The 24,371-nt window shown below is 55.8% G+C and carries 18 protein-coding genes; 9 read left to right on the top strand and 9 right to left on the bottom strand.

Annotated elements, in window-relative coordinates; translation table 11 throughout:
• Positions 1–87: 87 nt before the first annotated feature.
• From plsX to B2310_RS06890, 4 genes are all read right to left on the bottom strand, one after another.
• Positions 88–1,071, bottom strand: a complete 984-nt coding sequence (gene plsX, locus B2310_RS06905; protein WP_290729907.1) for a phosphate acyltransferase PlsX — start codon at positions 1,069–1,071, stop codon at positions 88–90.
• A gap of 36 nt (positions 1,072–1,107) precedes the next feature.
• The gene (gene rpmF / locus B2310_RS06900; RefSeq protein ID WP_072813504.1) at positions 1,108–1,296 is read right to left on the bottom strand and encodes a 50S ribosomal protein L32; all 189 of its coding nucleotides are present in this window, start codon (positions 1,294–1,296) and stop codon (positions 1,108–1,110) included.
• Between the two features lie 2 nt (positions 1,297–1,298).
• Entirely contained in the window at positions 1,299–1,829 is a 531-nt protein-coding gene (locus B2310_RS06895) for a YceD family protein (RefSeq protein WP_073113399.1), read from the bottom strand.
• Positions 1,830–1,985: 156 nt separating this feature from the next.
• Entirely contained in the window at positions 1,986–3,302 is a 1,317-nt protein-coding gene (locus B2310_RS06890; RefSeq protein ID WP_173382348.1) for a GntR family transcriptional regulator, read from the bottom strand.
• A gap of 154 nt (positions 3,303–3,456) precedes the next feature.
• Between B2310_RS06890 and B2310_RS06885 the strand changes: the two genes are divergently transcribed.
• The 6 genes from B2310_RS06885 (at position 3,457) to B2310_RS06860 (ending at position 10,616) form a co-directional block, all read left to right on the top strand.
• Positions 3,457–4,338 (top strand): glycoside hydrolase family 26 protein, encoded by an 882-nt coding sequence (locus B2310_RS06885; protein WP_290729905.1) that lies wholly within the window; start codon positions 3,457–3,459, stop codon positions 4,336–4,338.
• Between the two features lie 116 nt (positions 4,339–4,454).
• A complete protein-coding gene (gene queF / locus B2310_RS06880) occupies positions 4,455–4,931 on the top strand; it encodes a preQ(1) synthase (RefSeq protein WP_290729904.1) in 477 nt (158 codons plus the stop codon).
• 1 nt (position 4,932) lies between these two features.
• Positions 4,933–5,649 (top strand): queuosine precursor transporter, encoded by a 717-nt coding sequence (locus B2310_RS06875; RefSeq protein WP_290729902.1) that lies wholly within the window; start codon positions 4,933–4,935, stop codon positions 5,647–5,649.
• Positions 5,650–5,805: 156 nt separating this feature from the next.
• Positions 5,806–6,939: a glycosyltransferase gene (locus B2310_RS06870; protein WP_290726038.1), complete on the top strand. Its 1,134-nt coding sequence runs from the start codon at positions 5,806–5,808 to the stop codon at positions 6,937–6,939.
• Between the two features lie 2 nt (positions 6,940–6,941).
• The gene (locus B2310_RS06865; RefSeq protein ID WP_290729900.1) at positions 6,942–9,488 is read left to right on the top strand and encodes a DNA topoisomerase III; all 2,547 of its coding nucleotides are present in this window, start codon (positions 6,942–6,944) and stop codon (positions 9,486–9,488) included.
• Positions 9,489–9,503: 15 nt separating this feature from the next.
• On the top strand, positions 9,504–10,616 hold the full coding sequence (locus tag B2310_RS06860; protein ID WP_290729898.1) for a glycoside hydrolase family 3 N-terminal domain-containing protein: 1,113 nt from the start codon (positions 9,504–9,506) through the stop codon (positions 10,614–10,616).
• A 9-nt stretch (positions 10,617–10,625) separates the two neighbouring features.
• On the opposite strand, the gene B2310_RS06855 is transcribed toward B2310_RS06860, so the two are convergent.
• The gene (locus B2310_RS06855) at positions 10,626–11,192 is read right to left on the bottom strand and encodes a 3'-5' exonuclease (RefSeq protein ID WP_290729896.1); all 567 of its coding nucleotides are present in this window, start codon (positions 11,190–11,192) and stop codon (positions 10,626–10,628) included.
• Positions 11,193–11,212: 20 nt separating this feature from the next.
• On the bottom strand, positions 11,213–11,803 hold the full coding sequence (locus B2310_RS06850) for a hypothetical protein (protein ID WP_290726046.1): 591 nt from the start codon (positions 11,801–11,803) through the stop codon (positions 11,213–11,215).
• A 275-nt stretch (positions 11,804–12,078) separates the two neighbouring features.
• On the opposite strand from B2310_RS06850, the gene B2310_RS06845 reads away from it, so the two are divergent.
• Positions 12,079–12,948 carry a glutamate--tRNA ligase family protein gene (locus B2310_RS06845; RefSeq protein ID WP_290729894.1) on the top strand — a complete coding sequence of 290 codons (870 nt, stop codon included), beginning with the start codon at positions 12,079–12,081 and terminating at the stop codon, positions 12,946–12,948.
• Between the two features lie 36 nt (positions 12,949–12,984).
• Positions 12,985–17,079 (top strand): hypothetical protein, encoded by a 4,095-nt coding sequence (locus B2310_RS06840; RefSeq protein WP_290729892.1) that lies wholly within the window; start codon positions 12,985–12,987, stop codon positions 17,077–17,079.
• Positions 17,080–17,121: 42 nt separating this feature from the next.
• On the opposite strand, the gene B2310_RS06835 is transcribed toward B2310_RS06840, so the two are convergent.
• On the bottom strand, positions 17,122–17,532 hold the full coding sequence (locus B2310_RS06835) for an SPOR domain-containing protein (protein ID WP_173365803.1): 411 nt from the start codon (positions 17,530–17,532) through the stop codon (positions 17,122–17,124).
• A gap of 70 nt (positions 17,533–17,602) precedes the next feature.
• Complete coding sequence (locus B2310_RS06830; RefSeq protein ID WP_290729890.1) at positions 17,603–22,018, bottom strand: fibro-slime domain-containing protein; 4,416 nt, start codon at positions 22,016–22,018, stop codon at positions 17,603–17,605.
• A gap of 294 nt (positions 22,019–22,312) precedes the next feature.
• On the opposite strand from B2310_RS06830, the gene B2310_RS06825 reads away from it, so the two are divergent.
• On the top strand, positions 22,313–23,194 hold the full coding sequence (locus B2310_RS06825) for a GGDEF domain-containing protein (protein WP_173365801.1): 882 nt from the start codon (positions 22,313–22,315) through the stop codon (positions 23,192–23,194).
• 12 nt (positions 23,195–23,206) lie between these two features.
• Here the strand turns inward: B2310_RS06825 and B2310_RS06820 are convergent, their stop codons facing one another.
• Positions 23,207–24,352, bottom strand: coding sequence for a hypothetical protein (locus B2310_RS06820; protein ID WP_290729888.1), 1,146 nt, complete (start codon positions 24,350–24,352; stop codon positions 23,207–23,209).
• Positions 24,353–24,371: the final 19 nt, after the last annotated feature.

Here is a 24,371-nt window from a genome sequence, read left to right as displayed (position 1 = left end):
CAAAATAATTGTTTACAAAAAAAAGACGGAACCTTGCGGTTCCGTCCTCAAAAGCCTTTTACAGACAAATTAGTGTCGGTCAAGCACTTACTTGGTTTCGGCAGGTTCGTCCTTGATGGCGGCAAGGCGTTCGTTGACGTTCTTAGCGACACCCTTCTCGGCGTACTTGGCGGCGACTTCCACAGCCTTCTCGATAGCGAGAGCATCGGAACGACCATGGGCAATAATGCCCGTGCCGTTGAGGCCGAGGAGCAAGGCGCCACCCGTCATACGGTAGTCCCACATCTCGTCGAAGCGACGGCCGTTGGGGGTATCGATGAAACCGAACATCTTCTTGTGGAGTTCGTAGAAACCTTCGAGCATCTTCAGGACAACGTTACCCGTGAAGCCGGAGGTCACCACCACGTCGGCGACACCTTCGATAAGCGTTTCGCCTTCGATGTTGCCGATGAAGTTCACCGGGGCGGACTTCAACAGCTGGTGCGCTTCCTGGAGCACAGCCGGACCCTTGTGTTCTTCTTCGCCCATGTTCAAAAGGCCGACCTTCGGGTTCTGATATCCGAAGTAGGTCTCGGCGAATGCGGAACCCGCGATGGCGAAATCCACCAGCGTGGAGGCGCGTTCATCGACGTTCGCGCCGGCATCGACCAGGATGATCGGACGGTCGGCGGTCGGAATGACACAACCGATAGGCGGACGGCTGAACTTTTCGCTCGACTTTCCGAGAAGCATGAGGCAGCTAGCCATCATGGCACCGGAGTTGCCGGCGCTCACGGAAGCATCGACCATGCCCTTCTTCTGCAGGGCGACACACGTCACCAGGCCGGAGTGGGGCTTCTTCTTGAGAACCTGAACAGGGTGTTCGTCCATGGCGACAGGGTCCGGAGCGTCAATGACCGAAATCCCGTTGCCGGCGTAACCGAGCGACTCGAGTTTAGCCTTGACCACGGCCTCCGGTCCGCACAGGACCACATGCAGGTTTGCATTCTTGTTGACGGCGTTTACCGCACCTTCAACCACGACGTCGGGAGCGAAATCGCCACCCAGAGCATCAAGAGCAACTTTTACCATGAACATCTCCTTGCAACTGAACGCTGCATCAACAAATTAGGCTTCGGCATCCTTCATGTTGACAACTTCGACACCATTGTAGTAGCCGCAAACCGGGCACACACGGTGCGGGCGCTTTGCAGAACCGCAGTGGTCGCAGGTAGCCATCGCGGGCACTTCCATCTTCCAGTGGGTGCGGCGCTTGTCACGACGGGCGGTCGAGGTTTTTCTTTTAGGTACTGCCATTTTTAACTCCTATTTTCCATTTTGCTCTTGAGAGCCTTGAGTTTCTCCCAGCGCGGGTCCATGGGCTTTGCGGCCCCGTCGGAACCTTCGTCGGGCGGATTGTTTGATACAAAGATAAAATCTTCGTCAGGATTTTTCACGGGCGCGACCGGTTCTTGCAGTAAAACCAGCTGTCGGATGCACTCGGATACATCTACGAAGTCCTGCCCCTGGGGAATCTTGTAGGCGAAGACATCTGCATCGTCCTCGTCCAGCTCCTGCTTTGCGATGGGGAGCCTCTCGACCTCCGCCACGATTTCGGTCGTAAACGGGCGGTCGAACAAGTCCAGCGTCCTGGAACAGGTCAGAGTTTGCACTCCGGAGAGCGTACCGGTCACGAGACACTTACCGGGGCCTTCGGGGCTCACCAGCACCTCGGCTACCAGATCGCCCTTGAGGTGCAGTTCGTCGAAGATTTCGGGAGCGTCGGCATGGGACCAGACTGCTCGGCGGTCTTCGGGTTCAGTAAGTTTCTGTGCGATATCGATTCTCAAAGTGGCCCAAATTTAATAAAAAACAAGACTGATTTCAACATTCAGGCTTAAACAATATGCGGGAGGGCGGACAGCTCGGAGTTTTAGCCGTTCTATTTGCTCGGGTCGGGCTGGTCCCAGGGGTAGGCCAGGACCGCAGAATCGGGCGGCAAACCGCTACTTTTCCACGACGGAGCCCGAAAGTTCGCGGAAGTCGTCCTTCTTGTAGAGCGTGACCCCGGGCGACACGATGTGGAATACCGACTGTTCGGCTAGCGTATCGAGATTGAATTTGAAGGAATCCAGACGGATGCGGTAACTGTCCACCGTATTGTCGAACGACACCATGTAAGGCGGGCGCTTGATTTTATGTTGTACAAACATCCGGTGGAGTGCGCAGCCCACTTCGTCGTTCACTACGACCCAGGCATCGGTGTCTTGCGGGACACTCCCCGCAAGGCGCGCGACCACTTTTTCAAAAAAAGCCGGAGGTTCCTTGCTGAACTCGAACGGACTCGCGCGTTCGGCATCCACCGCTTCGAAGACATGCAGTCCCGACTTTTTGAGGCCATTCAGGCGGTCGATGGACCAGGAACTCAAATGATACGGCGAAATGTAGACGATGTTCTTGCAGCCCCGTTCCCGGAGAAAGCGTCCCACCGCCCTTCCCGGGAACTCACCGAAGGCGAGGTTGAAGAAGGCGTACCGCGGTTCTTTCTTGAGGGCACGCGGGATTTCAGAAAGCGGATGTTCCCACCACACCGATATCGGGAATCGGGTCCTCGCGAACAGCGAGAATAGGCGCTGGGGTTTAAAAACGAGCATCGTCGAAAGGATTGCGCCGAACGCATCGCGGAATGTCTCCGGCAACACGGCATTGCCCGCCGAATCCAAGAACTTGCCTGAATCCTCGTGGTAACCCAGCACATGCACGCGCAGCTCGCGCTTTTCAGCCTCGGCGTAAACCTTCTGCATAAATTCCAGTTCACGCTCCCCCAGGCAATAGAAATCCCCCGTCGGGTTCGAACGCATCACCAGGAGGATTTCCTTCGCCTTCGGGGCTTGCGCCGTGCGAAAATAGAAACGCCCTCTGCCCCGGCGTGAAAGGATTCCCAACGCCTGCAGCTTTTCGAGCGTGCGCCTCATGGAACCGACCGACGTCTCGTATTGCAAACAAAGTTCCTTGATGGTCGGGAGCGGGGCATCCGCCGAAAGCCTGCCGGATTTCCAGTCTTCCTGGAGCAATCGTTCCAGCCGTTCAACCACCTGTTCTCGCACGGGAGGTTCCGGCATGGCGACCTTGGCCGCACCCCAGAAATAGCCGTTGCCCTGTTCCCCATAAACCTTCTTCGCGTCAATCAGCTTGCGGTAGGCGCGAAACACCGTGCAAGTCGATGTAGAAAGACGCTCCGAAACACTCCTGACCGAAGGGAGCCTGTCGCCTTCCCTGAATTTCGAAGCCTCCAGCCACTTACAAATTTCTTCCACAGTCATCAAATCCTCCTTCGTTCGATACGCACAAACTCATTTTTTTAGTGTTCCAAATCACACTCGTTTAAAACACTAGATACACTTTGGAAAATACTAAAAAACAAAGGCTTCGTCACCGACTCCCAATGAAATATCTTTGTTTTTGACTGGAGGTTTCATGCAAAAAGAATTCCGCATAGGGGCATGGGTCGGCGGCAACGAACTGCACCCGCAGCCCACGAAAGAAAACATTCAAGCTTTCCAGGCTCTTCAGGGAAGGAATGTCGATCTCGTGAGCCTGTTTGCGCTATTCGATATCAACACCTGGAACTGGGTAGAGCCCTTCGCCGAAACAGCTCGCGAGAACGGTTCAACGCTCGTTGTCACGTGGATGCCCAACGGCTACAACGCAAGAAGGATAAACGAGGGCGAGGCAGATTCCTTCATACGGCACTTTGCAAAAAGCGCCAAGGAATACGGACACGAAATTTGGCTCCGTCCGCTCCACGAAGCGAACGGCGACTGGTACGACTGGGGAGTCGGCAAGCAGGGCGCCGGCAACACCGACGAGAACGTTGCCGAAGCCTTCCGGCACATCGTGAAAATTTTTCGCGAAGAATCCGTCACAAACACCAAGTGGGTTTGGACGACCAATTCTTCGAACGTGGGCGAAAACACGACCTTCACGGGAACCTACCCCGGCGACGATTTCGTGGACTACATCTCCATCGACGGCTACAACTGGGGCGATAAGAAATGCTGGTCCCGCTGGAAAAGCTTCTCGGAAGTTTTCAGGAAGTCGTACAATGCGCTCGCGGGCATCGACAAGCCCATCTTTATCGCCGAGACATCGTGCACGGAATCGGGCGGGAACAAGGCCGAATGGATAGCCGACATGTTCAAGGTACTGCCCGTGGAATTTCCGAGGATTTTCGCCATCATGTGGTTCAACCAGAGCAAGAGCTTCGAAGCGGACTGGGCGCTCGACACATCGAGTGCGGCAGTGGATGCTTGGAAGGCGGGACTCAACGCACCCCACCGAGCTATAACATCACGGTGATGCTGTAGCCGAATTTTCCCGCTTCATCCGGGCTTTGAAAAAAGCCCGGATTTTTTTATCTTTACGCCAGTCAGTTCGAGACCCATCCTGACTTAAAACAAAACTAGGAGACTTCCATGCGTTCAGAAGCAGAACTCGAAGGCGTCACGCTGCTTGGCAACAACAAGACCCAGTACAAGACCACCTACAGCCCCGAAGTGCTCGAAAAGTTCCCGAACAAGCATCCGGGCAACGACTACATGGTCACGTTCAACTGCCCGGAATTCACGAGCCTCTGCCCGAAAACCGGCCAGCCCGATTTTGCCGAAATCAAGATCAACTACATCCCGGACCAGTACCTGGTGGAATCGAAGTCGCTCAAGCTCTACATGTTCTCGTTCCGCAACCACGGGGATTTCCACGAGGACTGCTTGAACATCATCATGAAGGACCTGGTGAAGCTTTTGGACCCGAAATACATCGAAGTCGAAGGAATCTTCATGCCCCGCGGGGGCATCTCGCTCTACCCGTTCGCCAACTACGGCAAGCCGGGCACCGAATTCGAATCTATCGCCAAGACCCGCCTGTTTGCGGCCATCGACCGGAGAAAGTAAAGTGCCGTTCCAGAACGAGATCATCCTTGTCGCCTCCGTCTTCGCGTTTTTCGGAGGGCTCGTCGCCTTCTTCCGCTTTTTCGGCAAGCAGGGCCTTTTCGCGTGGACCGTCATCTGCACCATCGCGGCAAACATCGAGGTGCTTATCCTGGTGCACGCCTTCGGGCTCGATACCACGCTCGGCAACGTCATCTTCGCCTCTTCGTTCCTCGCGACCGACATCATGAGCGAAATCTTCGGTAAAAAAGAAGCCAACCGCTGCGTGAAAATCGGAATCCTCGCAAACATTACCTTCATCCTGATTTCGCAGAGCTGGTTCCTCTACATTCCGGCCGACGGCGACACGATGGCTGGCCCTATCCGCACCGTATTTGCGAACACCCCGCGCGTGATGCTCGCAAGCCTGTTCGCCTATGCCGTCTGCGAGATGTTCGACGTGTGGGCCTACCACGCCTGGTGGAAATGGACCGAGAAGAAGTTTGGCGACAAGCGCAAGTTCCTGTGGCTCCGCAACAACGGTTCCACCCTCGTAAGCCAGCTTATCAACGTGGTGGTGTTCAACCTGCTCGCGTTCGCGGGCGTATTCCCGTGGAACACCATCGGCGAAATTCTCATCTTCGGGTATGGCATCTTCATCGTGACCTCCCTGATGGATACGCCTTTCGTGTACCTCGCCCGATGCATCGCCGAAAAGCACCCGGAACTCGTGAAAGAATAGCGTTCACCCCCAAAAAACGCGTTTTTTCACCGAATTCGCGAATTTTTGCTTCCGTCCGACACAATAACATATATATATGTATCGAGAAATCGACGTCCCGTTCCGGCACCCGCAGTCCCAAATCAGGGTGCGATGAACTAAATTTTGCCCGAAAAAATGTTCTGGACAGTGCTCACATACCTGGTCATCGGCCTTTTGTCCGTATCGGCGCTACTCTACATAGCCCTCGAAGTGCGGCTTTTCCGCGCCCTGGGCACGGTGCGCGACGGGCAGTCCGACGTGGAACCCAAACCGCGCGTAAGCATCCTGATTTCGGCGAGGAACGAGTCGGCGGGCATCCGCGCGACACTCGATTCCGTCCTCGCACAGGAATATGACGGCGAATGGGACGTATGGGTCGCCGACGACCGCAGCGACGATGACACCCCGAAAATCCTCGCGGATTACGCGGCACGCTACCCGCGGCTTCACATTCTCACCATCAACGACATTCCCGACGGCGTCAGCCCCAAAAAGCAGGCCCTTTCGAAACTCGTCGACATCTGCGACGGCGACATCCTCTGCCTTACCGACGCCGACTGTATCGTGAAACCCACCTGGATTGCCGGAATCGTGCGCGAATTCGAACCGGGAATCGAACTCGTGGCTGGGCATTCCTACATCCCGACCGTTCCCGGCAAATCGAGCGTGCTCATATGCATGCAGGCGGTCGAGACGCTCATCTACCGCGTGGCGGGGACTGCCGGCATCGCGATGCACCTTCCGCTCACGAGCACCGGCAACAACTTCGCCTACCGCAAGAGCTTCTTCAAGAGCGTCCACGGATTCGAGAACGTCCTCAAGATCCAGAGCGGCGACGATGACCTCCTGATGCAGAAAATCGCTGACGACCGTCCCTGGGCCATGCGCTACTGCGTTGCCGAATCGACCTTCGTCACCACGAGCGGCAAAGAGACCCTCAAGGAACTGTGGGAACAGCGCAAGCGCTGGGCTTCGGCAACCATATACTATACGCCGAAAATCGTATTCGTGCTCAGCATGGTATTCCTGTTCCTCGTGATGCAGTGCGTCTCGGCGGCACTTTCGCCCTTCAGCTTCGAAATTCTCATCGCGACAATCGTCGCATCGGTCGCCAAGTGCATAGGCGACCTGGTATTAATACTCCGCGGGCTCCGGATTTTCCGGCAGGAGCACCTGCTCAAGTGGTGCATCCCCGTTGAATTCATCCACGCCCCCTTCACCGTGCTGGCCGTGCTCTTCGGCCTGTTCGGACGCTTTAAATGGAAATAACGATGGCAACTACGACCAAGAAAACGACTAAGACAGAATCCACCGCAAAGACTACGGCAAAGGCCTCCGCCAAGACCACGGCGACAAAGAAGGCGACAAAACCCGCCAGCGAGGGCATAACCCTCATCATCGCAGAAAAACCGAGCGTTGCGGCCGACCTCGTGAAAGTTCTCGGTGCGAAGTCGTTCAAGAAGAACAACGGATATTACGAAAGCGATTCGACCATCGTAAGCCACGCCATCGGCCACCTGGTAACCATCGCCGACCCGAAAGATATCGACGAGCGCTACAAGGCATGGGACATGAAGACTCTCCCAATGCTCCCCGAAAAATTCCCGCTCGTTGCCACCCCCTCCACGAAGGCACAGCTTTCCATCGTCAGCAAGCTCATCAAGAGGAAGGACGTGACGACCATCGTGAACGCATGCGATGCGGGCCGCGAAGGTGAACTGATTTTCTTCTATATCCTCGACTACGTGCTCAAGGGCAACTTCAAGAACAAGACCATCAAGCGCCTGTGGATGCAGAGCATGACGCCTGCCGCCATCAAGGACGCGTTCGAGCACCTGCGCACCGCCGAAGAGATGGAAAACCTGAAAAACGCGGCCCTCTGCCGCAGCGAGGCCGACTGGCTCGTGGGCATGAACGGGAGCCGCGGGCTCACCGCCTACAACAGCAGCATGGGCGGGTTCCAGATTACGCCATGCGGTCGCGTGCAGACCCCGACGCTCGCCATCATCGTGAAGCGCGAGGAAGAACGCCAGCAGTTCAAGCCCGAAAAGTTCTGGACTATCGACGCCGACTTCGACAACGGCGGCGTGAACTACCAGGGCAAATGGTTCGAGGGCGACGGCAAGGACCGCAAGAAGCAGATTTTTGACGAGAAGAAGGCAAACGAGATTCTCAAGAAGTGCAAGGGCAAGCCCGGCAAGATCGAGGAATCGACAGCGCCCAGCCAGCAGAAGTGCGGGCAGCTCTACGACCTAACCACGCTCCAGCGCGAGGCGAACAACCGCTTCGGCTTCAGCGCCAAGACTACGCTCTCGATTGCGCAGGCCCTATACGAACGCCACAAAGCAACGACCTACCCGCGTACCGACAGTCGCTGCCTGCCCGAAGACTACGTGGCCCCCGTGAAGGCGACCCTCGGGAAAATCGAAGGCCCGCTCGCCAAGTTCGCGCAGGAGGCACTCGACAAGAACTACGTGAAGCGCACCCCGAAGGTCTTCGACAACACGAAGATTTCGGACCACTTCGCCATCATCCCTACGGGAGTCACCCCGAAGGGACTCTCCGAAGCCGAAGAGAAAATCTACACGATGGTGTGCCAGCGTTTTATCGCGGTATTCTTCCCGCCGGCGCAGTACCTCAACACGACGCGCATCACGACCGTCGAGGGCGAGACGTTCATTACCGAAGGCAAGATTCTCGTGGACCCGGGTTTCAAGGCGGTCTACGGCAAGGACAGCGACGACGAATCAAACGTGCCGCCCCTGAAGGGCAACAATGCGAAGACGCTTGACATGCGCAGTAACGAGGACTTTACCAAGCCGCCTGCGCACTACACCGAAAGCACGCTCCTTTCCATGATGGAAAGCGCAGGCAAGCTCGTCGAGGACGACGAGCTGCGCGACGCCATGAAGGAGCGCGGGCTTGGTACGCCTGCGACACGCGCCGCCATTATCGAGAAACTGGTAAGCGACAAGTATGTTGTCCGTGACGGGAAGGAAATGATCCCGACGGCGAAGGCTTTCGACCTTATCAAGGTCCTCTCGGCCATGAACTGCGAGGCGCTCACGAGCCCGGAACTCACCGGCGAGTGGGAATACAAGATGGACCTCATCAGCAAGGGCAAGGAATCCCGCGAGAACTTCATGAAGGGCATCGTCGACATGACGAAGAACATGGTGAAGAACATCAAGGGATTCAAGGAAGAGAACACCACCGGCGAGGCGAAGTTCAGCCCCGTGAACGGCAAGAAGGTGTTCGAGACCGTGAGCCGCTACACCACCGAGGACGGCATCGTCATCCGCAAGATAATTGGCGGTAAACACCTCTCCGACGAAGAAATCGTGGAACTCCTCACCAAGCGTAAGATTGGCCCCTTGTCCGGGTTCCGCAGCAAGCGCGGTGCGGAATTCACCGCGGTGCTCATCATCAACGACCAGAACAAGATCGAATTCGTATTCGAAGAAAAGCCCGAAGAGATTGAAATCGGCGAAAAGATAGGGGTATCCCCCGTCGACGGGACCAACGTGTTCGAAACGCTCACCGGCTACGTGAGCCAGAGCTACATCGACAAGCAGCCTTCGGGTCTCAACCTGCCCAAGGTGCTCCTCGGAAAGGAAATCCCGCTCGAAGAAATCAAGAACCTCCTTGCAGGCAAGAAAACGGCGCTCATCAAGGGCTTCCGCAGCAATAAGACGCGCAGGCTCTTCGACGCCTACCTCACGCTCGAAAAGGGCAAGATCAAGTTCGACTTCCCGCCGCGCGACTTCAGCAAGGGCAGACGGTTCTTCAAGAAAGCTCCCGCCAAAAGCGAAGGCTAGCACCACGAGGCCAGCATGCGCCTGCGAATTTTCTTTTTCTGTTTGCTTGCCGCATTCGCCTGTTCTTTCGCCGCGGAAGCCCCCCGCGGGCTTCCCAAGGAACTCCGGCCGCTCTGGAATTCGCTCACGCTCGAAGAGAAAATCGGGCAGATGATCATGGTCTACATGGCACCGCCGAATTTCACCGTTACAAACAACTTTGGCGGAATTCTCGTAATGAAGCCGCACCTTTCGAACATGAACCTGTTCCGGAAGAACCTCGAAAAGATTTCTTCGCGCATCAAGGTCCCGCTGCTCGTCACCATCGACCAGGAAGGCGGCACCGTGAACCGGGCCGTGAACATCGACCGCAAGTGGGAAAAGACCCCTAGCGCAAAGGAGATGCGAGAATCGGAGCCCGCAGCAATCGAGCGCACGGCACATGAAGTCGGCAAGACGCTTCACGACGCGGGCTTCAACCTGAACCTCGCCCCCACCCTCGACCCCGCATTCGATTCGCACGGCAAGGAAACCTTCATGGAGCACTGGAACCGCTCATGGAACGGCATCAAGAATGCTGAGAAGGTCCGCGCATTCGTGAAGGGAATGCGGGCTTCCGGCATCATCAGCGCATCGAAGCACTTTCCCGGCTATGACAGCAACAAGAACAGCGACTTGCAGATGGCCGAAAGCGATGCGAGCGAATCTAGAATCAAGGAATACGTCAAGTTCTTCAGGGCTCTCTCCCCGGACATTCCTATCGTCATGATGAGCAGCGTCCGCTACACGAAAATTTCAAACGCTCCCGCCGTATTCGAGAAGAAACTCGTGAAGATGGCCCACGACCTCGACGACGACATCGTGGTCCTCACCGACGACCTCTGGGGAAGCTCCCTGCGCGGCTGGATCAGCGGCCCCGGAACACCGCTCAACGACCCCTACCCCGCATCCGAATTCAAGAAAGTCGTGACAGCCGCTCTCGATGCCGGCAACGACATGTTCATCATCACCTACCCCGCCAAGGCGGTTGATATCAAGAAATTCATTCTCGATCGCGCCATGAACGACAAGGCATTCCTTGCAAGAATCGAGAAATCCGTCGTCCGCATTCTAAAGATGAAACTTCGCGCAGGGCTGCTCTCGCCCTAATAGCGTCAGTCATCTCACAACGTTCGCTTTTTTCGCTTTCGTGAGGTTCTTCACCTCTTTCAATATCTTTCCCGGCCCGACCTTGTTGTAGGCCAGTTTCAGGATTTCTGCACAGGCAAGCGTATCATCCATCGCACGGTGATGCCTAAAGTCGCTGAGGCCAAGAGAATCCGTCAGGTTGTGCAGGCTGTAGCTCGGCAGTCCCGGAAAAAATTTTCGCGATATCTTTACGGTGCAGAGCCTCGGCGGGTCAAACTTCACGCAGCTGCGCTTGAGTTCCGTCAGAATCATGCGGCAATCGAACTGCACATTGTGCGCGACAAAGATTCTGCCCTCAAGCATCGCGGACACTTCTTCCGCTATTTTCGAAAACTGCGGAGCCCCGTTCACCATCTCGTCGGTAATGCCCGTAAGGTTCTTGACAAACGGCGTAATCGGCACGCCCGGATCCACCAGGCTGTGGAACTGTCCCACCTGTTCCATGCCATCGAGCAGGACAATCCCGATTTCGGTAATGCGGTTCGATTCACCCGCACCGCCAGTCGTTTCTACATCGACGACGGCGAATTTCAGCATATCCTCTTGCGGGGCGGTCATCAGCGAATCGGGATATCGATATCGAGCGTGGCATGGTTCTTGCGGTCTTCGACTCTGGCCTTCATGACCTTTGCCTTCGGGCGACCGTAGATAGGGACCACCAACAGATTCGAGATGCCGGCATCTTCACTCGCCGTCGCTTCCGAATCGCGAACCGTCTTCGTAAAGATGGCGTTCTTGCCCGTATCGTAAATAGAATACGTAAGTTCGCGCACAAGGCCGGGTTTAATCTGCTTCGTCGGCACCTGGAAGTAGACATAGCCGCCCTTCGGCACCTTGCGGAGGCTATCCCTGATTTCTTCCTCGGTCGCGAAATCGGCCTCAAGCGCCATGCGCACATTCTTCTTCACCTTGTCCGGACTCTCATAAAGCACGGAAACCTCGAAACGGGCATCCTTCGGCACGGCGGATTCGCGCACGTCCCTGATATTCGCGTTGTTCTGATAGTATTCCCAGCGGCCATTGTCGTGAAGGATGACCGTCGAACCGTTGGAGGTCGTCGCGACAATATCTTCAGCGAAGGAGAACGCCGTACAGACCGCCATTGCGACGAAGGCCAACTTAAAAGCGCGCTTAAAATTCATTTGCATAACCCAAAATCCTGTTTGTGGGCCAGAAAGCCCTCACGCCCTGAATATAAATAAAAAAAGCGGATTCTGCGTCAAAAAAAACACCAAAAGCCGAAAATTGGGGATTAAACAATCTTTTTTCACCCCATCCAATCCCCATTTTATTACTTTGTACGCAACGTATGCGTGAAAAAAGCCCGCACAGTGGGGATAAAAAACCATTTTTTAGCCCAGTTTAATCCCCAAATCCACCAAAAACAGCGCACGCACCCCCTGCTTTTATTACATTTTTGCGCATGGACGGTAAAATCCGCTTTGCGCCAAGCCCCACGGGCTACCTTCACGAAGGCCACCTGCTTTCGGCGCTTTACGTTTGGGCTGCGGCCCGCAAGTGGAACCTGCAAATACACCTGCGCATCGAGGATCACGACCAAAGCCGTGCACGCCCCGAATACATCGAGAGCATCTACGAAGACCTGAAATGGTTCGGATTCCGATTCGACAGCGATAGCATACAAAGTAAGCACCCGGAGCGTTTCGAAGAGGCGCTCCAAAAGCTGCAATCCCAGGGTTTGGTCTACCCCTGCTACTGCAGCCGCAAACAGCTGGAAGCAGAGAACCCCAAAAATTCCACCGGCGAAGTAATCTACCAGGGCAAATGTCGACAGCAGGCAAACCCGGAGGCAATGTCGGACCAGCCCCATTGCCTCCGCGTCTCCATTCCGAACAAAGTCGTGCACTGGCACGACAAGTTTCTCGGAGATTTCGATGAAAATCCGCAACAGCAATGCGGGGACTTCCCGATCCGCGACCGCGACGGACAGTGGACATACCAGTTCGCCGTGTGCGTCGACGATATCGACGAAGGAATCACGCACGTGGTTCGCGGCGAGGACATTCGAAATTCCACCGCAAGGCAAATCGCCCTCATGCGCCTGCTCGGCCGCGACGTTCCACCGATATACCTGCACCATCCGCTCATCGTGGATGCCGCAGGCAAAAAACTCTCGAAACGCGAACGCGCCCACAGCCTGCGTCAGGACCGCGACGCCGGAGTGTCAGCCGAAAAACTGCTGGGCCGGGTATGCTACAGGGCCTCGCTTGTAGCCCAAGACACCTCCCTCTCGCTAGAAGAGGCGATTTCAGTCGTAGCCGGCAAACTGTAAATACTAAAAAACAAAAAAATAACGTATATTCTAGGCATGGCGCACAATACACCGTCATCCACCGTCATGAAAGTCCGACAGGAGGCTGCCCTTTTTGATTCCAAGGACAGGCTGCTGCTCTTTTCGACGAAGAACGAATTTCAGACTCCGCTCCTGCGCGAAGCGAGCGACACTTTCTACGAAAAGTGGAAGCAATCCGCCAACGCTATCCCGCTCGACTCTTTTATCCCGGTATCTGCAAGCTTCACGCCTCAGCAGAAGAAACAGTGCGAGACTCTCTTCAAGACGGTATTCAAGGAGAAAGCCGAGGACTTCGGTACGCCAGACCTTTACCTGCTTGCCGGATTCCTCAAGTGGGACGGCAACGCGCTTGCACCGAGCCTGCTCATCCCGCTCGAGCCCAGTGCAGACGGGAACTCCATAAACCTTTCGAACAGGCCTCCCATCGAGAACACGGTCCTCTCCGAGAGGCTTGCCGGAGTCCAGCTTCCGCGCATCGAAGACGCAACGCTCGACGGCCAGTTCAGCATCCAACTTTACTTTTCCCTGTTCGAAAAGGCCATCGCCGCCGAAAAGAACTGGAAGTTCACGCGCCATGGCATCTGCCTTGCCTTTTTAAATAGCAGCAGGCTCCGCCTCAAGATGGCGATGCGAAACCTCGGAAGCGAAAAGAAAATCGACAGCAACCCCTTCCTCTCCTCGCTCTTCGGCGAAGATGGATTCCAGGTTCGGGAATCCGTATTCGAGGAAGCGGACTTCGACCAAATCTACAACCCGGCCGACCACCATTTCCTCTACACCACGGACTCGCACACGACCAAGGTGACCATCGACGCGCTCGACGAAAATGCGCACGGCTACGCCATCCAGGCGCTGCCCGGCACCCAGAAAGTAAAGGTCGCAACTAACATCGTCGCCGAGGCCCTCGCGAAGGGACATGACACGCTAGTGGTCACGCGGCGCGCCATCTCCAGGCAGACTTTTACGCAGGCATGGAAATCCGACTTCCGCTCCTACAGCGGCCGTCCGCGCGCAGAAGTCGCCGCCGATATCAACAAGACGCGGCAATTCTTTATCAACTACTACAAGGCGGTCAACGGGAAGTCTCCCTCCGACAGCACGAGCCTGACCGACATCCTGCAGTTCTTTGCGCAGGCGCCCAAGCCGAAGGCGAAATTCGTCGAATCCATCTTCCAGGAATCGAACAATCTCCCCTTCAAGGAATTTTCGAACCTGCAGCGGCTCCTGCAAGAAATTTCCGACCTCTATTTCAACAAGGGCGGAATCGCAGCGCGCAAGCTCCTCGAAAACATCAAGGCCGAAAGCCTCACCCAAGAAGCGAAGGCCGAAATCGCCAAGAACATTGACGATACCATCCAAAAAGTCGAAGTCATAAGGCCGCTTGTCGACCTGTTCAAGGAAGAAGGGTTCTTCCCCACCGGCATCTACCTGCCCGCGCTATCCGAAATCATTTCGCTTATCCGCAAGAACTTCGACGAAAACACGCCCGAATTCGAAGGCTGGGATCTCTGTTCCAACAGTTGGAGCGCCTACCAGGATTCCCTCAAGGAACTGCCCGAAGCAGGCGACAAGTGGGTCCGCTACCGCAGGCAGACCTCCGACATATACACGGACGACGCCGTCGACGAGAACATCCTCGCCGCCCGCGAGGAATTTGCCGACAGCCTCAAGGTCACGCTCAAGGGCCTTTCCGACCGCTACCGCAATTCGCGCAAGCGCCTCATGAAGGTGCTCAAGCATCCAAAAGAAGTTTCTTCGGATGCGCACCTGCTCGACCTCATCGATACCCTCCTGGAGCTGCAAGAAAACAAGCGCGCCTACAAGGACACGGCCGTTCTCGGCAACCATCTGCTGGGTCGCGACTGGCTCTACGAAAAATCGAACTGGGTCAACCTGAACAAGAAGATTACCTACATCTACGACTTCCGCGAAAAGCATGCGAACAGCCCGCAGTTCAACCTGATGCTCACGGTTCTCGAGCACTGGCACCAGATCAAGCCGATGCTCCCGCGGTTCGAGGAATTCGACAAGGCCGTGCAGGAACTGCTTTCGGGCATGCGGGTGCTCTCCAAGGAACTTGTTCTCGACATTCCGCTCGACAGTCTCGACCTCGACAAGAGCCTCGAAGAAATCAACCTCTGGAAAGACAACTGGAACGTCCTCAACACGCACCTTAAGCTTTCCTCGCTGTTCCGCGAACTCGAGAGCACCGGTTGCAAGACGCTCCTGCGCTTTGTCCAGAATCCGGCGGCTGTCAACAGCGAACTGCCCCAGGCCACCGCATATTACTGGGCGACCTCCCAAGTCCAGCGCTTCAGCAAGGAATTCCCCGAAGTATTCTCCTGCGCCCCGAAAGTCCATTCCCAGCTCGGCAAAAAATACCGTCTGCTGCTGGACGAATTCTGCAACGCGAACTTCCGCGAAGCGCACGCCACCGCAACCGAGAAACTTTCGGTATTGAGCATCGAAGACGCCCTTGTCTGCGAAAAGAAATTCGACACCATCGTCCTTCTGGACGCAGGCAGCATCTCCGTAGCCGAATCCATCCCGCTTGCATTAAAGGCAAACAAGGTCATCCTCATCGGCAACCCGCACGCACCGGCCCTAGAGCCGTTGCCTTTTGACGCCTACCTCGACATCGATCCCGTACACACGGCGTTCTTCCAGGAAAGCATCATGACGGCCTCGTTGCGCCGCGGCATCCCGACCCGCGAACTCTGGTTCTCGGACAGCTATTCCGATCCGTCCCTTGTAGAATTTGCGAACGAGCACATCTACAACCACGGCATCCGCCAGCTGCCGCCCCCGGTTCGCGATTCCGGCAAGAGCGATTCCATCCAGACGGTTGCAGACAAAGTCATCGACATTGCAAAGGCAGCCATTCACCATGCCGAGACGCATCCGGGGCAGACTCTCGGAATCATCGCATTCCACCAGGTGACATGTCACGAAATCGAGTCGACCATCAAGGCGCTTCTCACCAAGGATGCCCCCTGCGCCAGATTCTTTGCAAACAGCGACCTCTCGACCGGATTCTATATCAAGACTCCAGAAAGGGCTACCGAAAAATACCGTGACGTCATATTCGTCTGCGCAGAGCCCGAAGCCATGGACAAGAGCTCCAGCGAAGGGAAAATCGCCATCAGCGCGACACTCGCACGCCACAAGCTCAAGATTTTCATGACCGAAGCCGACAAGCAAAAGATGACCACCGCCAAGTCTGCCATGCTGCGTGACTGGATGGCCCATCTGCTTCGCAAGGCGAAACCTTCCGACTTCGAAATCAAGCCGGCAGATTCGGCACTCCGCTCCCAGGTCATCGCGCTCCTGCAAAACGAGGGCATCAACGTCTTGCCCAGTTTCGCTTCCGGAGCCATACCCGTCGGCCCTGTCGTCGTGGACGCGAACAACCCCAAGAGGTTCCTCGCCGTCATCGAAGACGACTGCACCACGGAACGCTTCCGCGAATCCATCGAAGACCGCGAATACGTGCGCCCCGTGCTCCTGCGCCAGCTAGGCTGGAAGGTCCTCAACATCTGGACTCCCTTCTGGTACATTTCCAACGCAGACGAAGCGAGCCATATCATCACGACCATCGCCATCGAACAGAGCGTCGCACCGCCGCCTCCCGAAGAACCCAAGGCCGAAGTGGGCACAGCCGAGAACGATTCCGCGGTCGCCGAAATCCAGACAAAGCCCTACCAGGTGGTCCACCCGAAAATCGAAGGAACCGCCCACGACAAGCCCATCGCGGAACTCTCCGCGCTTTCGCTCATCGTGCAGCTCAAATTCTATGTCGATCACGAGGCTCCCATCCACGAGGAAGTGCTATTGTCGCGCCTGCTGGAACTGCACCATGTCGATCGCGCAGGCCCGATGATCCTCCAGGCTCTGAACGACGCCATCAAGCAAGGTTTCCAGCGCCACAAGTTCATCAAGACAGGCAAGTTCTTCTACTCCACGAAGAACCCGCCCGTAGTGTTGCGGGACAGGAGCATGCGTCCGCAAAACGAACGCAAGTTCATCTACGTCTCTCCCGAGGAGAGGGCCCTGCTTCCGGCATCCATGGACGAATTTGCGCAAAAGCAAGCACTCGGGCTCCTAGACTAGGGACCCGCCCATTACGCGGAATTCAGCGAAACAGCTAAAAAGCTACTTGAGCTTCACGACAAGCGCGTTGATGTTGTAGATGGAAAGCTCGCGAGCCTTATCCTCGGCCGCCTTCCTTGATGTCCATCCACCGCCACGCAGCTTGTAGAACGGGGCATCGAACACCACCTGGATGTTGTAGCCCGTCGATGCAGAAATCTGCGCCTTACGACGCTGGGCGGCATCGAAATCGCCCACGGCCTCGAACTGCAGAACGTAATAGCCATTTCCCTTGGATTCCTTTCCGGAACCCTTCGATACGGCGAGAGCCGAAATGTCAGTCGTGTCGCGCAGCGAAGAGCTCAGTTCGGGCTTGTATTCCTTGCCGCGGAAAAGGGAGTCGATATCCGTAGGGTCACCCGCCCACGACAAGGCTATCGCAGCGAGGCAAATCAGGAGGCTAATCTTTTGCATGGTCCAAATGTAGAAAAATCCCCGCCCTCAGGGCGGGGATGCAAGTTCATTTTAGACCGAAGAAGCGCTATTATTTCTTAACAACGCCCGTGCCACGCTTCACGCCCCAGACCTCGGTCTTTTCCTTCTTGCCCTTGGTTCCGACGGAGCCGAGCTTCACGAAGGACGAGTACTTGGTGATATAGGCGCCAGTACCCACGAGGCGGTGCTTGTCAGAGAGCATGTTCCATGCGACGAAGAAGTTGCGCGGGTTCTTCACGCAGTCGCCCACGGCACCTTCCTGGGTCGGGTCGGCCGAGAAGAACGCATCGTCACAGTAGATCTTTCCACTCTGGTGAGCAACGAACGAGCCGAGGTTCGTGTAGTAGTCAACTTCGTAGAAGAAGTAGATGTCATGCGGATTGTTCTGGTACACCCTCGTGAAAGATGTATCGGCACCGATGATGGAACCCATGTCAGACTGCACGAAGTGGCCGAGCGTATTCGGGTGGGCCGACTTGACATCGTCCATATTCTCGCTCGTCTTGACCGGGAAGACTTCGCCCACCGGGGTATTTTCGTCCACGGCCGACGGATCCGCAACGTTATACGGAATCGTGGTCACGTCGATCTTCGCATCACCCACAACCTGCACCCACGGAGACGGCAAGCGGTCCGTAGCATTGTAGTTCGTCGGAGAATTCCAGTGCCAAGAAGCATCGTCGGCAGGCCTGAGCGTATCGGCACCCGGAGCGGCCCCATTCGAGGAGTCGGCCCACACAACGTTATCGGCACGGAAACGGATGTAGTCACCCACGTGCGGAGTCGGCTTCAGCTTGTCATCGTTGTAGTAACGGAGCGTAAGCGTATCCCTCTTGTTCTGGGGAGAGTTCTGGGATTCCACATGGATATACTTGGCTTCTTCTTCCTTGAACGCTTCATCGACAGCAGAGTTCAGATAATAGCTGAATGCCGAGGTCGCCACGGAGCCATCCAGAACCATCACCGGTTCGGAAGCGACAATCTTCACCTGGTCATACACGCCACCGTCTGTTTCTGCCGAAGCGCGAGCCGAAAGGATAATCGGAGCCATACGGTCGGTCAGGTGACCTTCGAAGAACGATTTCACGGTATCGCCCTTCCACTTGTAGGTCGTAAACGATGCAATCCTGTCTTCGTTCAGTACCAAAGTCTTCACATCGGCAGTGAACGGATCGTCGACAGCAAACACGAGCGTCTGGCCGTTATCCGGGCTCTTGTCATAGGCTTCCTTGATTTCGGCAGCACTGAACTGCGTGGAGCAGAACATTTCCTTGTCCTTCGGGTTAGTAGAATAACCCAAATCATAAGGATTGATCTTCACCAGGTGCTTTTCGTCGAAGTTGAGGCACAGGAAGAACGGGATGGAGTCCGGATGAATGGCACGGTCATAGATAACCGCCATGGAGTCCGCCCTACCATCCAAGTAGTCCGCCGATTCCTTGTAGAACTTAGACGAGATGTTCATTTCGCCCGTGGGAGCGCCCTTCACGTCGAACATGTCGACAATGAGCGGCATCGGTGCAGGCGGTTTGTAGAAATGCATGTTGCCATAGGGAGCCGCGACTGCGTTGTTCGCGACAGCACCCACAAGCATGGTCGCCGCGGGCTGACTCGGGTCATCGTAGACCTGGCTCGAACGGATACGCACCAAGGCGACACCGTCTACCAGAGCGCTGACAGCACCCGAAACTCCGCTGGAGGCATCCAGGATATCCAAGGCAAAATTACATTCCGTGCAGAGGGCTCCCGTCGCCGGGTTACGGACAATGAGGTAGAAGTCCACGTCGGCATTCACCCAGTGGAAGTATTCATCGCCATCCTCATCCACATCGGGATCCTGATCCATCGTAGTCCATTCCGTGACGTTGCCGAGGGAGTCGGTCGTCTTGGGCTTGGCAAACGACAGCTGCGGGGCGAAGAACGAGAGTGTCGCGACAGCGTTGCGCACGGAAGCCGTAACCTTCGTTTCGGCGGCAGTCAAACCAGCGAGCGGAACTTCCACCCAGAGGGTATCGATACCGTTCTCGTCAATCTTGCCATTGTAGGGCACAGAGAGCGGAGTCGTATCTTCCTTGTTCTTGTAGAGAGTGGCACCCGCAGAAAGCGTGAGCGTGTAGGTCTGGTTCGCTGCAGAAGCGAGGTCGACCGTGCCCTGATCGTCCGGAGCGGATACATAGATCGGGAGGCGCGTGCCGGCAAGGCCCATGCCCTCGAACTTCCACTTGGTTCCGGCCGGGTAGATGTTGACATCCCCGTCGGTATTCGGGAATTCGACATCCTGCGTCACGATATCCAGGTTACCCTTGATTTTGAACTTATGGTAGGCAGTCTTGCCATCCACGGTAATGGCGAGGTAGTAGGTTCCGGGAGGAAGCCCGTTCATCTTTTCCTGGTTGAACTTCGGCACCTTCGGGTTCGTGAGGTCGATACCGCCATGGTTGATGGTTCCCGGAGTCAAAGCGGCACAGTCGCCACAGCCCTGCACCGGCTCCTTCTTGCGGGTGACAATCTTGAAGGCAATCTCAGTTTTAATACTATCTCCACATTCTTCGGAACCTTCATCGGTACCGGCAAGCACGGAGGCACAGTCGCCACCGCCGCTCGTGAGCACGCAGACATCAAGTTCGAGGCCTCCATCGCCCTGCGGTTTGGGGTCAATCGTGATACCGGTCGACTGCTTGATGTACATGTTCGTCTTGATACGCACGTTACTCATGTCGGTACGGCGGTCACAGAAGAAGATGTCGATTTCGTAGTCCGTTCCGGCCACGAGGGCGCCGCTAGCTCCTGTAAACTGATCCAGGTTAACGTAGCCCGGGGCGGCCAAGTGCGTACCGCCAAGGTCCACGGCAAGCTTGTTGTCGATAAACACCCAGATGTCATCGTCACCACGGAACGAGAACTGCATTCCCGGACGGTAAGTGAACTTGGCATGGGATTCGAAGCAGAACATCTGGTTGTTGCTGCCCTTGATTCGGGTATCCCAGGTGCTGTTGTCGTAAACGTTAGGATGGGTACCATCGCCGAATTCACCGGCAGAGACAGGGTAAAGGTCAATGTACGGAAGGCCGGTCGTCGGTTCGATAGCGGACCAGTCCGCCACGACGCCCAACGTCTGCAGAGCCTTTGTAGAAATGTTCCTATCTGGGTTGTTGGCACCACCACCGTCGCCGTAACCGACGTTTCCGAGACCATCACGGCGTGTAGACGCAGCCACACAAGTAGCATAATTGGGATCATTCGCAGCACAAGTCACATCATTCAAGATGGTAAAGGCGCCAGTCGGTTCGTTATAGCTGTCGTATTCCCACAGGCCATCCTTGGTGAGTTTGAAGGTGACGTCGCGGCAGTGCTGGTAGTTCACGCCCGGAGTGGGCTTGAACATCACGTCAAAGGCTTGCTGGCTCACGAAGCAGCCACTCGCCGGATTGTAGGTCGGTTTTTTCGTCTGCGGGTCAAGCAAGTCAGCAACTATTCCCGGAGTCACGCCGATACAAGGAACCGTGTTGGCCCCCCCGTTGCCACCATAACCATAAGGCGCCGTAGCAACATAGCACTTGTTAGCACCAGCTTGCGGGTAAGCGTCACAGGTAAAGGCGCCGTGCAAGCTAGCATCGGTATCGTAGAGGATTGCGGCCAGGTTGTAGGAGCAGTTTCCATCAAGGCCCGGGTCCGTAATCGAAATCTGGTCGACGGCGCTTTCTGCGGCCAAGTCAACATCGGCAATGAAGTAAACCTTGTTAGTATTATATTGGTTATAGATGACTTCCATCGGAATCGGGATAAGCACATCCGCTTCCCAACCGTCCAAGCCAATGGCATCTTCCAAGTCTGCGTCATCGTCCTTGAAGAAGATGAAGGATGTCGGCAGGGGTTCGTCCATCCACACGGCGTAGTACCATCCGCACATACCCGGCGCGACCTTGAACGGCTGGCGGCTCGCGTAGGTTCCATCGGGAGACCACATCGGGACGGTCGCCTTCCACTCCGCTTCGTCCGGCACGAGCACATACATGTACTTGATATTCGGTTCGGTATAGGAAACTAGGGTCTTGCCCGCCTGCTTCGGGTTTTCCAGAACCCAGACATCCGTCGTGCCCTTGGTGCTCGGGCATGCGATATCGCGGTTGTTCCTCGGAAGGCTTGCATCATAAGCAGAATGGCCATTCCACTGGGCAGCAAGGATGTAGTCGAGCGGGTTAGTCGAAGAGTTTGCCAAGCCGAAAGCCGTTTCCTGGGCTTCGCCAAGGGCGTTCGACAAGTCGTAATCATAATAACCCGTCGTGGGGTTCTTGTTCGCCGCCGTAACTAGTGCAGACTTGTTCTGCATGGTCACATAGAAAGAAGCGGGCCATTCGTCAGGCTTCTTAAAATGGAGCGTACCCGTACATGCGGCTGCAGCGCTCTGCACGCCAACAAACAGCATGCAGGCACCCAAAACCCACTTCCACAGGGAGATCTTCATGTATTTCATCATTTTTGTTTCCATCAATGGTTTTCCTTCCAACTAAGCATACCAAAAAGACCGGCCTTTTTAATATGCCACACCGACCTCAAATTTATTCTTTTCTTTGAAAAAAAGCCAACTCTTTTTTTATTTTTTGTTAAAAATACGTTTACTTCGGTAAAAAACCGGCCAGTCAACAAAAGAAAGTGCAAATTATCACAAGATATCATAAGAAAAAAGCGCCGTTTTGTAAATGAATTTTTACATATTTCCTATCTAACTTTTCTATTTTTACCCTAAACCGGAGTTCCTATGCAAGATTTGGACCAGACCATCGTGACCCCAGGCAAGACAATCAAGTTCGAGAGGCTCGAACTGAGGCCGCATTTGATAGTGCTCTACCCGCAGGAACAGTTCCGGCAAATCGCCATTGAAAAAGGTACGACCATCCTCGGCCGCGGGCAGGATGCCGGAGTCCGACTCGACGACGAACTCGTGAGCCGCAAGCACTGCGCCATCGACTTTGACGGGGTCCACGTGACCGTGCGCGACCTCGGCAGCACCAACGGCACCTTCGTGGACGGGCAGCCCGTGCAGATTGCAGAACTCGATTCCGAAAAGCGCCTGCAGGTCGGCAAGATGGTCTTGAAGGTGGAATTCAAGGACAAGAGCGAAGAAGCCTTCGACCGCGCCCTCTACGAAGCAGCCACCATGGACCCGCTCACCAAGATTAGCAACCGCCGCAGCTTTATGGACCGAAGCCTCGGAGAACTCGCGCTCGCCCGCCGCAGCGGGGAATTCGTGCACACCATCATGGTGGACGCAGACCACTTCAAGCGCGTGAACGACACCTGGGGCCACCAGTGCGGCGACATGGTTCTCAAGGAAATCGCGCGAATTCTCAAGGAAGAGAAACGCGAATCCGACCTGCTCGCCCGTTACGGCGGCGAGGAGTTCCTGCTGCTGCTCTCGAACATTTCGCCCGAAGACGCGCAGAAGAGCGCCGAACGCCTCCGCAAGGCCGTGGAACGCCACAAGTTCTCGTGGAAGGATACGGTCATCCCGGTGACCATTTCGCTCGGGCTCTGCTCCAAACAGGGAGAGGACATTCCGCAAATCGAAGCGATGATCGCGCAGTGCGACAAGATGCTCTACGTGGCCAAGGAAAGCGGCAGGAACCGCGTGGCCTTTTAAGACGCAGGGCCCTTAGCAGCCCACGTCGCCGTCACGGTCTCCACCGCAAGTCTCACAAGAGGAAGTGTTCCCGCAGGGCAGCAGTTCCTCGGCTTCGTCAACCGGCTTGATCTTCGATTCGTTCGAGTACTTGATGTACTTCACGTCGGCAAATGTCCCGCTAAGAGTGAACGTGATGACGCCCATGGAGCCGCCGGTCGTCGTGCATCCCGGATACAGGATGGTAGCAACCAGGGTATCGCCCCTGAGTTCGGCATTGAGCCCGTTGAAAGTGCAAAGGTCGTCCACAAGCACACCATCGTCACGGAAGGTAACCGCGCCGCTAGCGCTTTCCACCTTCACGACGCGCGGAGAAACCGCCGGACCGCCGCGATACATGGCCGAGACGTCGGTCGCCTTTTCATTAATGTACGTGGTCGGAGGCGGCAGGTACACCCACTTGTTTTCAATGCACTGGTAAGCGCGGCCAAAGAACTCCAGCAGGGTGTCCGTGTCGCAGGGCTCCAAGTCAGGCCTGCGAATTCCGTCGGGGATGCCGTCGCCGTTGCAGTCGCCACCCGGAAGGCAGACAACATTCATGACACTCCAGTAATTATCGACACACTTGAATTGCTGTTCGGTCACGCAGTCGGTAACGACCTCACCGTTTCTCCCGACGCAGTTTCCTTCTGCGCTCATCCCGTCGTAATCGGTAATATGTTCGCAGGTAGACTTTATCTGCCTCCAGAGTCTGTCGCTGCATACATAGTCAGGGCCACCCTTGCAGTCAGGAGCCACTTCGCCGTCTACATCGCAATGGTTGCAGGCCACATTTGTCACAGGGCAAAAGTCACCTTCACAAGGCGGGCACATCCCATCCATGTCGATGCACGCTTTGAAGATGCTAGAACTAGAGCGTTCCTCCAGGCTAGAGCTGGACAGCGTTTCCGGCAAGGAACTGGAGCTTTCCGCAACGTCGGAGCTGCTTTCGGGAGCCGTCTCGCTAGAAGCGGGCTCATCATTGCCCGAAGATTTCGCATCGGAACTCTCGACAGCAGAAGACTTCTCGTCACCGCCGACCGGGGCGCTCGGACTGTCTTCGTCGCAGGCAGCGAACATGAACGCGGCAAGGGCCACCGCAGCAATGCTACATGTCGATTTCAAAAGTTTCCTTTTCATACCATTCTCCTTTTTTCTA

Source organism: Fibrobacter sp. UBA3629 (assembly GCF_002374005.1).
In the GTDB taxonomy this organism is placed as follows: domain Bacteria; phylum Fibrobacterota; class Fibrobacteria; order Fibrobacterales; family Fibrobacteraceae; genus Fibrobacter.
This window is presented reverse-complemented; position numbering and strand designations above follow the sequence as displayed.

Coding starts and splice junctions, on each gene's coding strand:
- plsX (WP_290729907.1), bottom strand. CDS start 1,071: ATGGTAAAAGTTGCTCTTGATGCTCTGGGTGGCGATTTCGCTCCCGAC.
- rpmF (WP_072813504.1), bottom strand. CDS start 1,296: ATGGCAGTACCTAAAAGAAAAACCTCGACCGCCCGTCGTGACAAGCGC.
- B2310_RS06890 (WP_173382348.1), bottom strand. CDS start 3,302: ATGACTGTGGAAGAAATTTGTAAGTGGCTGGAGGCTTCGAAATTCAGG.
- B2310_RS06885 (WP_290729905.1), top strand. CDS start 3,457: ATGCAAAAAGAATTCCGCATAGGGGCATGGGTCGGCGGCAACGAACTG.
- queF (WP_290729904.1), top strand. CDS start 4,455: ATGCGTTCAGAAGCAGAACTCGAAGGCGTCACGCTGCTTGGCAACAAC.
- B2310_RS06870 (WP_290726038.1), top strand. CDS start 5,806: ATGTTCTGGACAGTGCTCACATACCTGGTCATCGGCCTTTTGTCCGTA.
- B2310_RS06865 (WP_290729900.1), top strand. CDS start 6,942: ATGGCAACTACGACCAAGAAAACGACTAAGACAGAATCCACCGCAAAG.
- B2310_RS06860 (WP_290729898.1), top strand. CDS start 9,504: ATGCGCCTGCGAATTTTCTTTTTCTGTTTGCTTGCCGCATTCGCCTGT.
- B2310_RS06855 (WP_290729896.1), bottom strand. CDS start 11,192: ATGCTGAAATTCGCCGTCGTCGATGTAGAAACGACTGGCGGTGCGGGT.
- B2310_RS06850 (WP_290726046.1), bottom strand. CDS start 11,803: ATGCAAATGAATTTTAAGCGCGCTTTTAAGTTGGCCTTCGTCGCAATG.
- B2310_RS06845 (WP_290729894.1), top strand. CDS start 12,079: ATGGACGGTAAAATCCGCTTTGCGCCAAGCCCCACGGGCTACCTTCAC.
- B2310_RS06840 (WP_290729892.1), top strand. CDS start 12,985: ATGGCGCACAATACACCGTCATCCACCGTCATGAAAGTCCGACAGGAG.
- B2310_RS06835 (WP_173365803.1), bottom strand. CDS start 17,532: ATGCAAAAGATTAGCCTCCTGATTTGCCTCGCTGCGATAGCCTTGTCG.
- B2310_RS06830 (WP_290729890.1), bottom strand. CDS start 22,018: ATGAAGATCTCCCTGTGGAAGTGGGTTTTGGGTGCCTGCATGCTGTTT.
- B2310_RS06825 (WP_173365801.1), top strand. CDS start 22,313: ATGCAAGATTTGGACCAGACCATCGTGACCCCAGGCAAGACAATCAAG.
- B2310_RS06820 (WP_290729888.1), bottom strand. CDS start 24,352: ATGAAAAGGAAACTTTTGAAATCGACATGTAGCATTGCTGCGGTGGCC.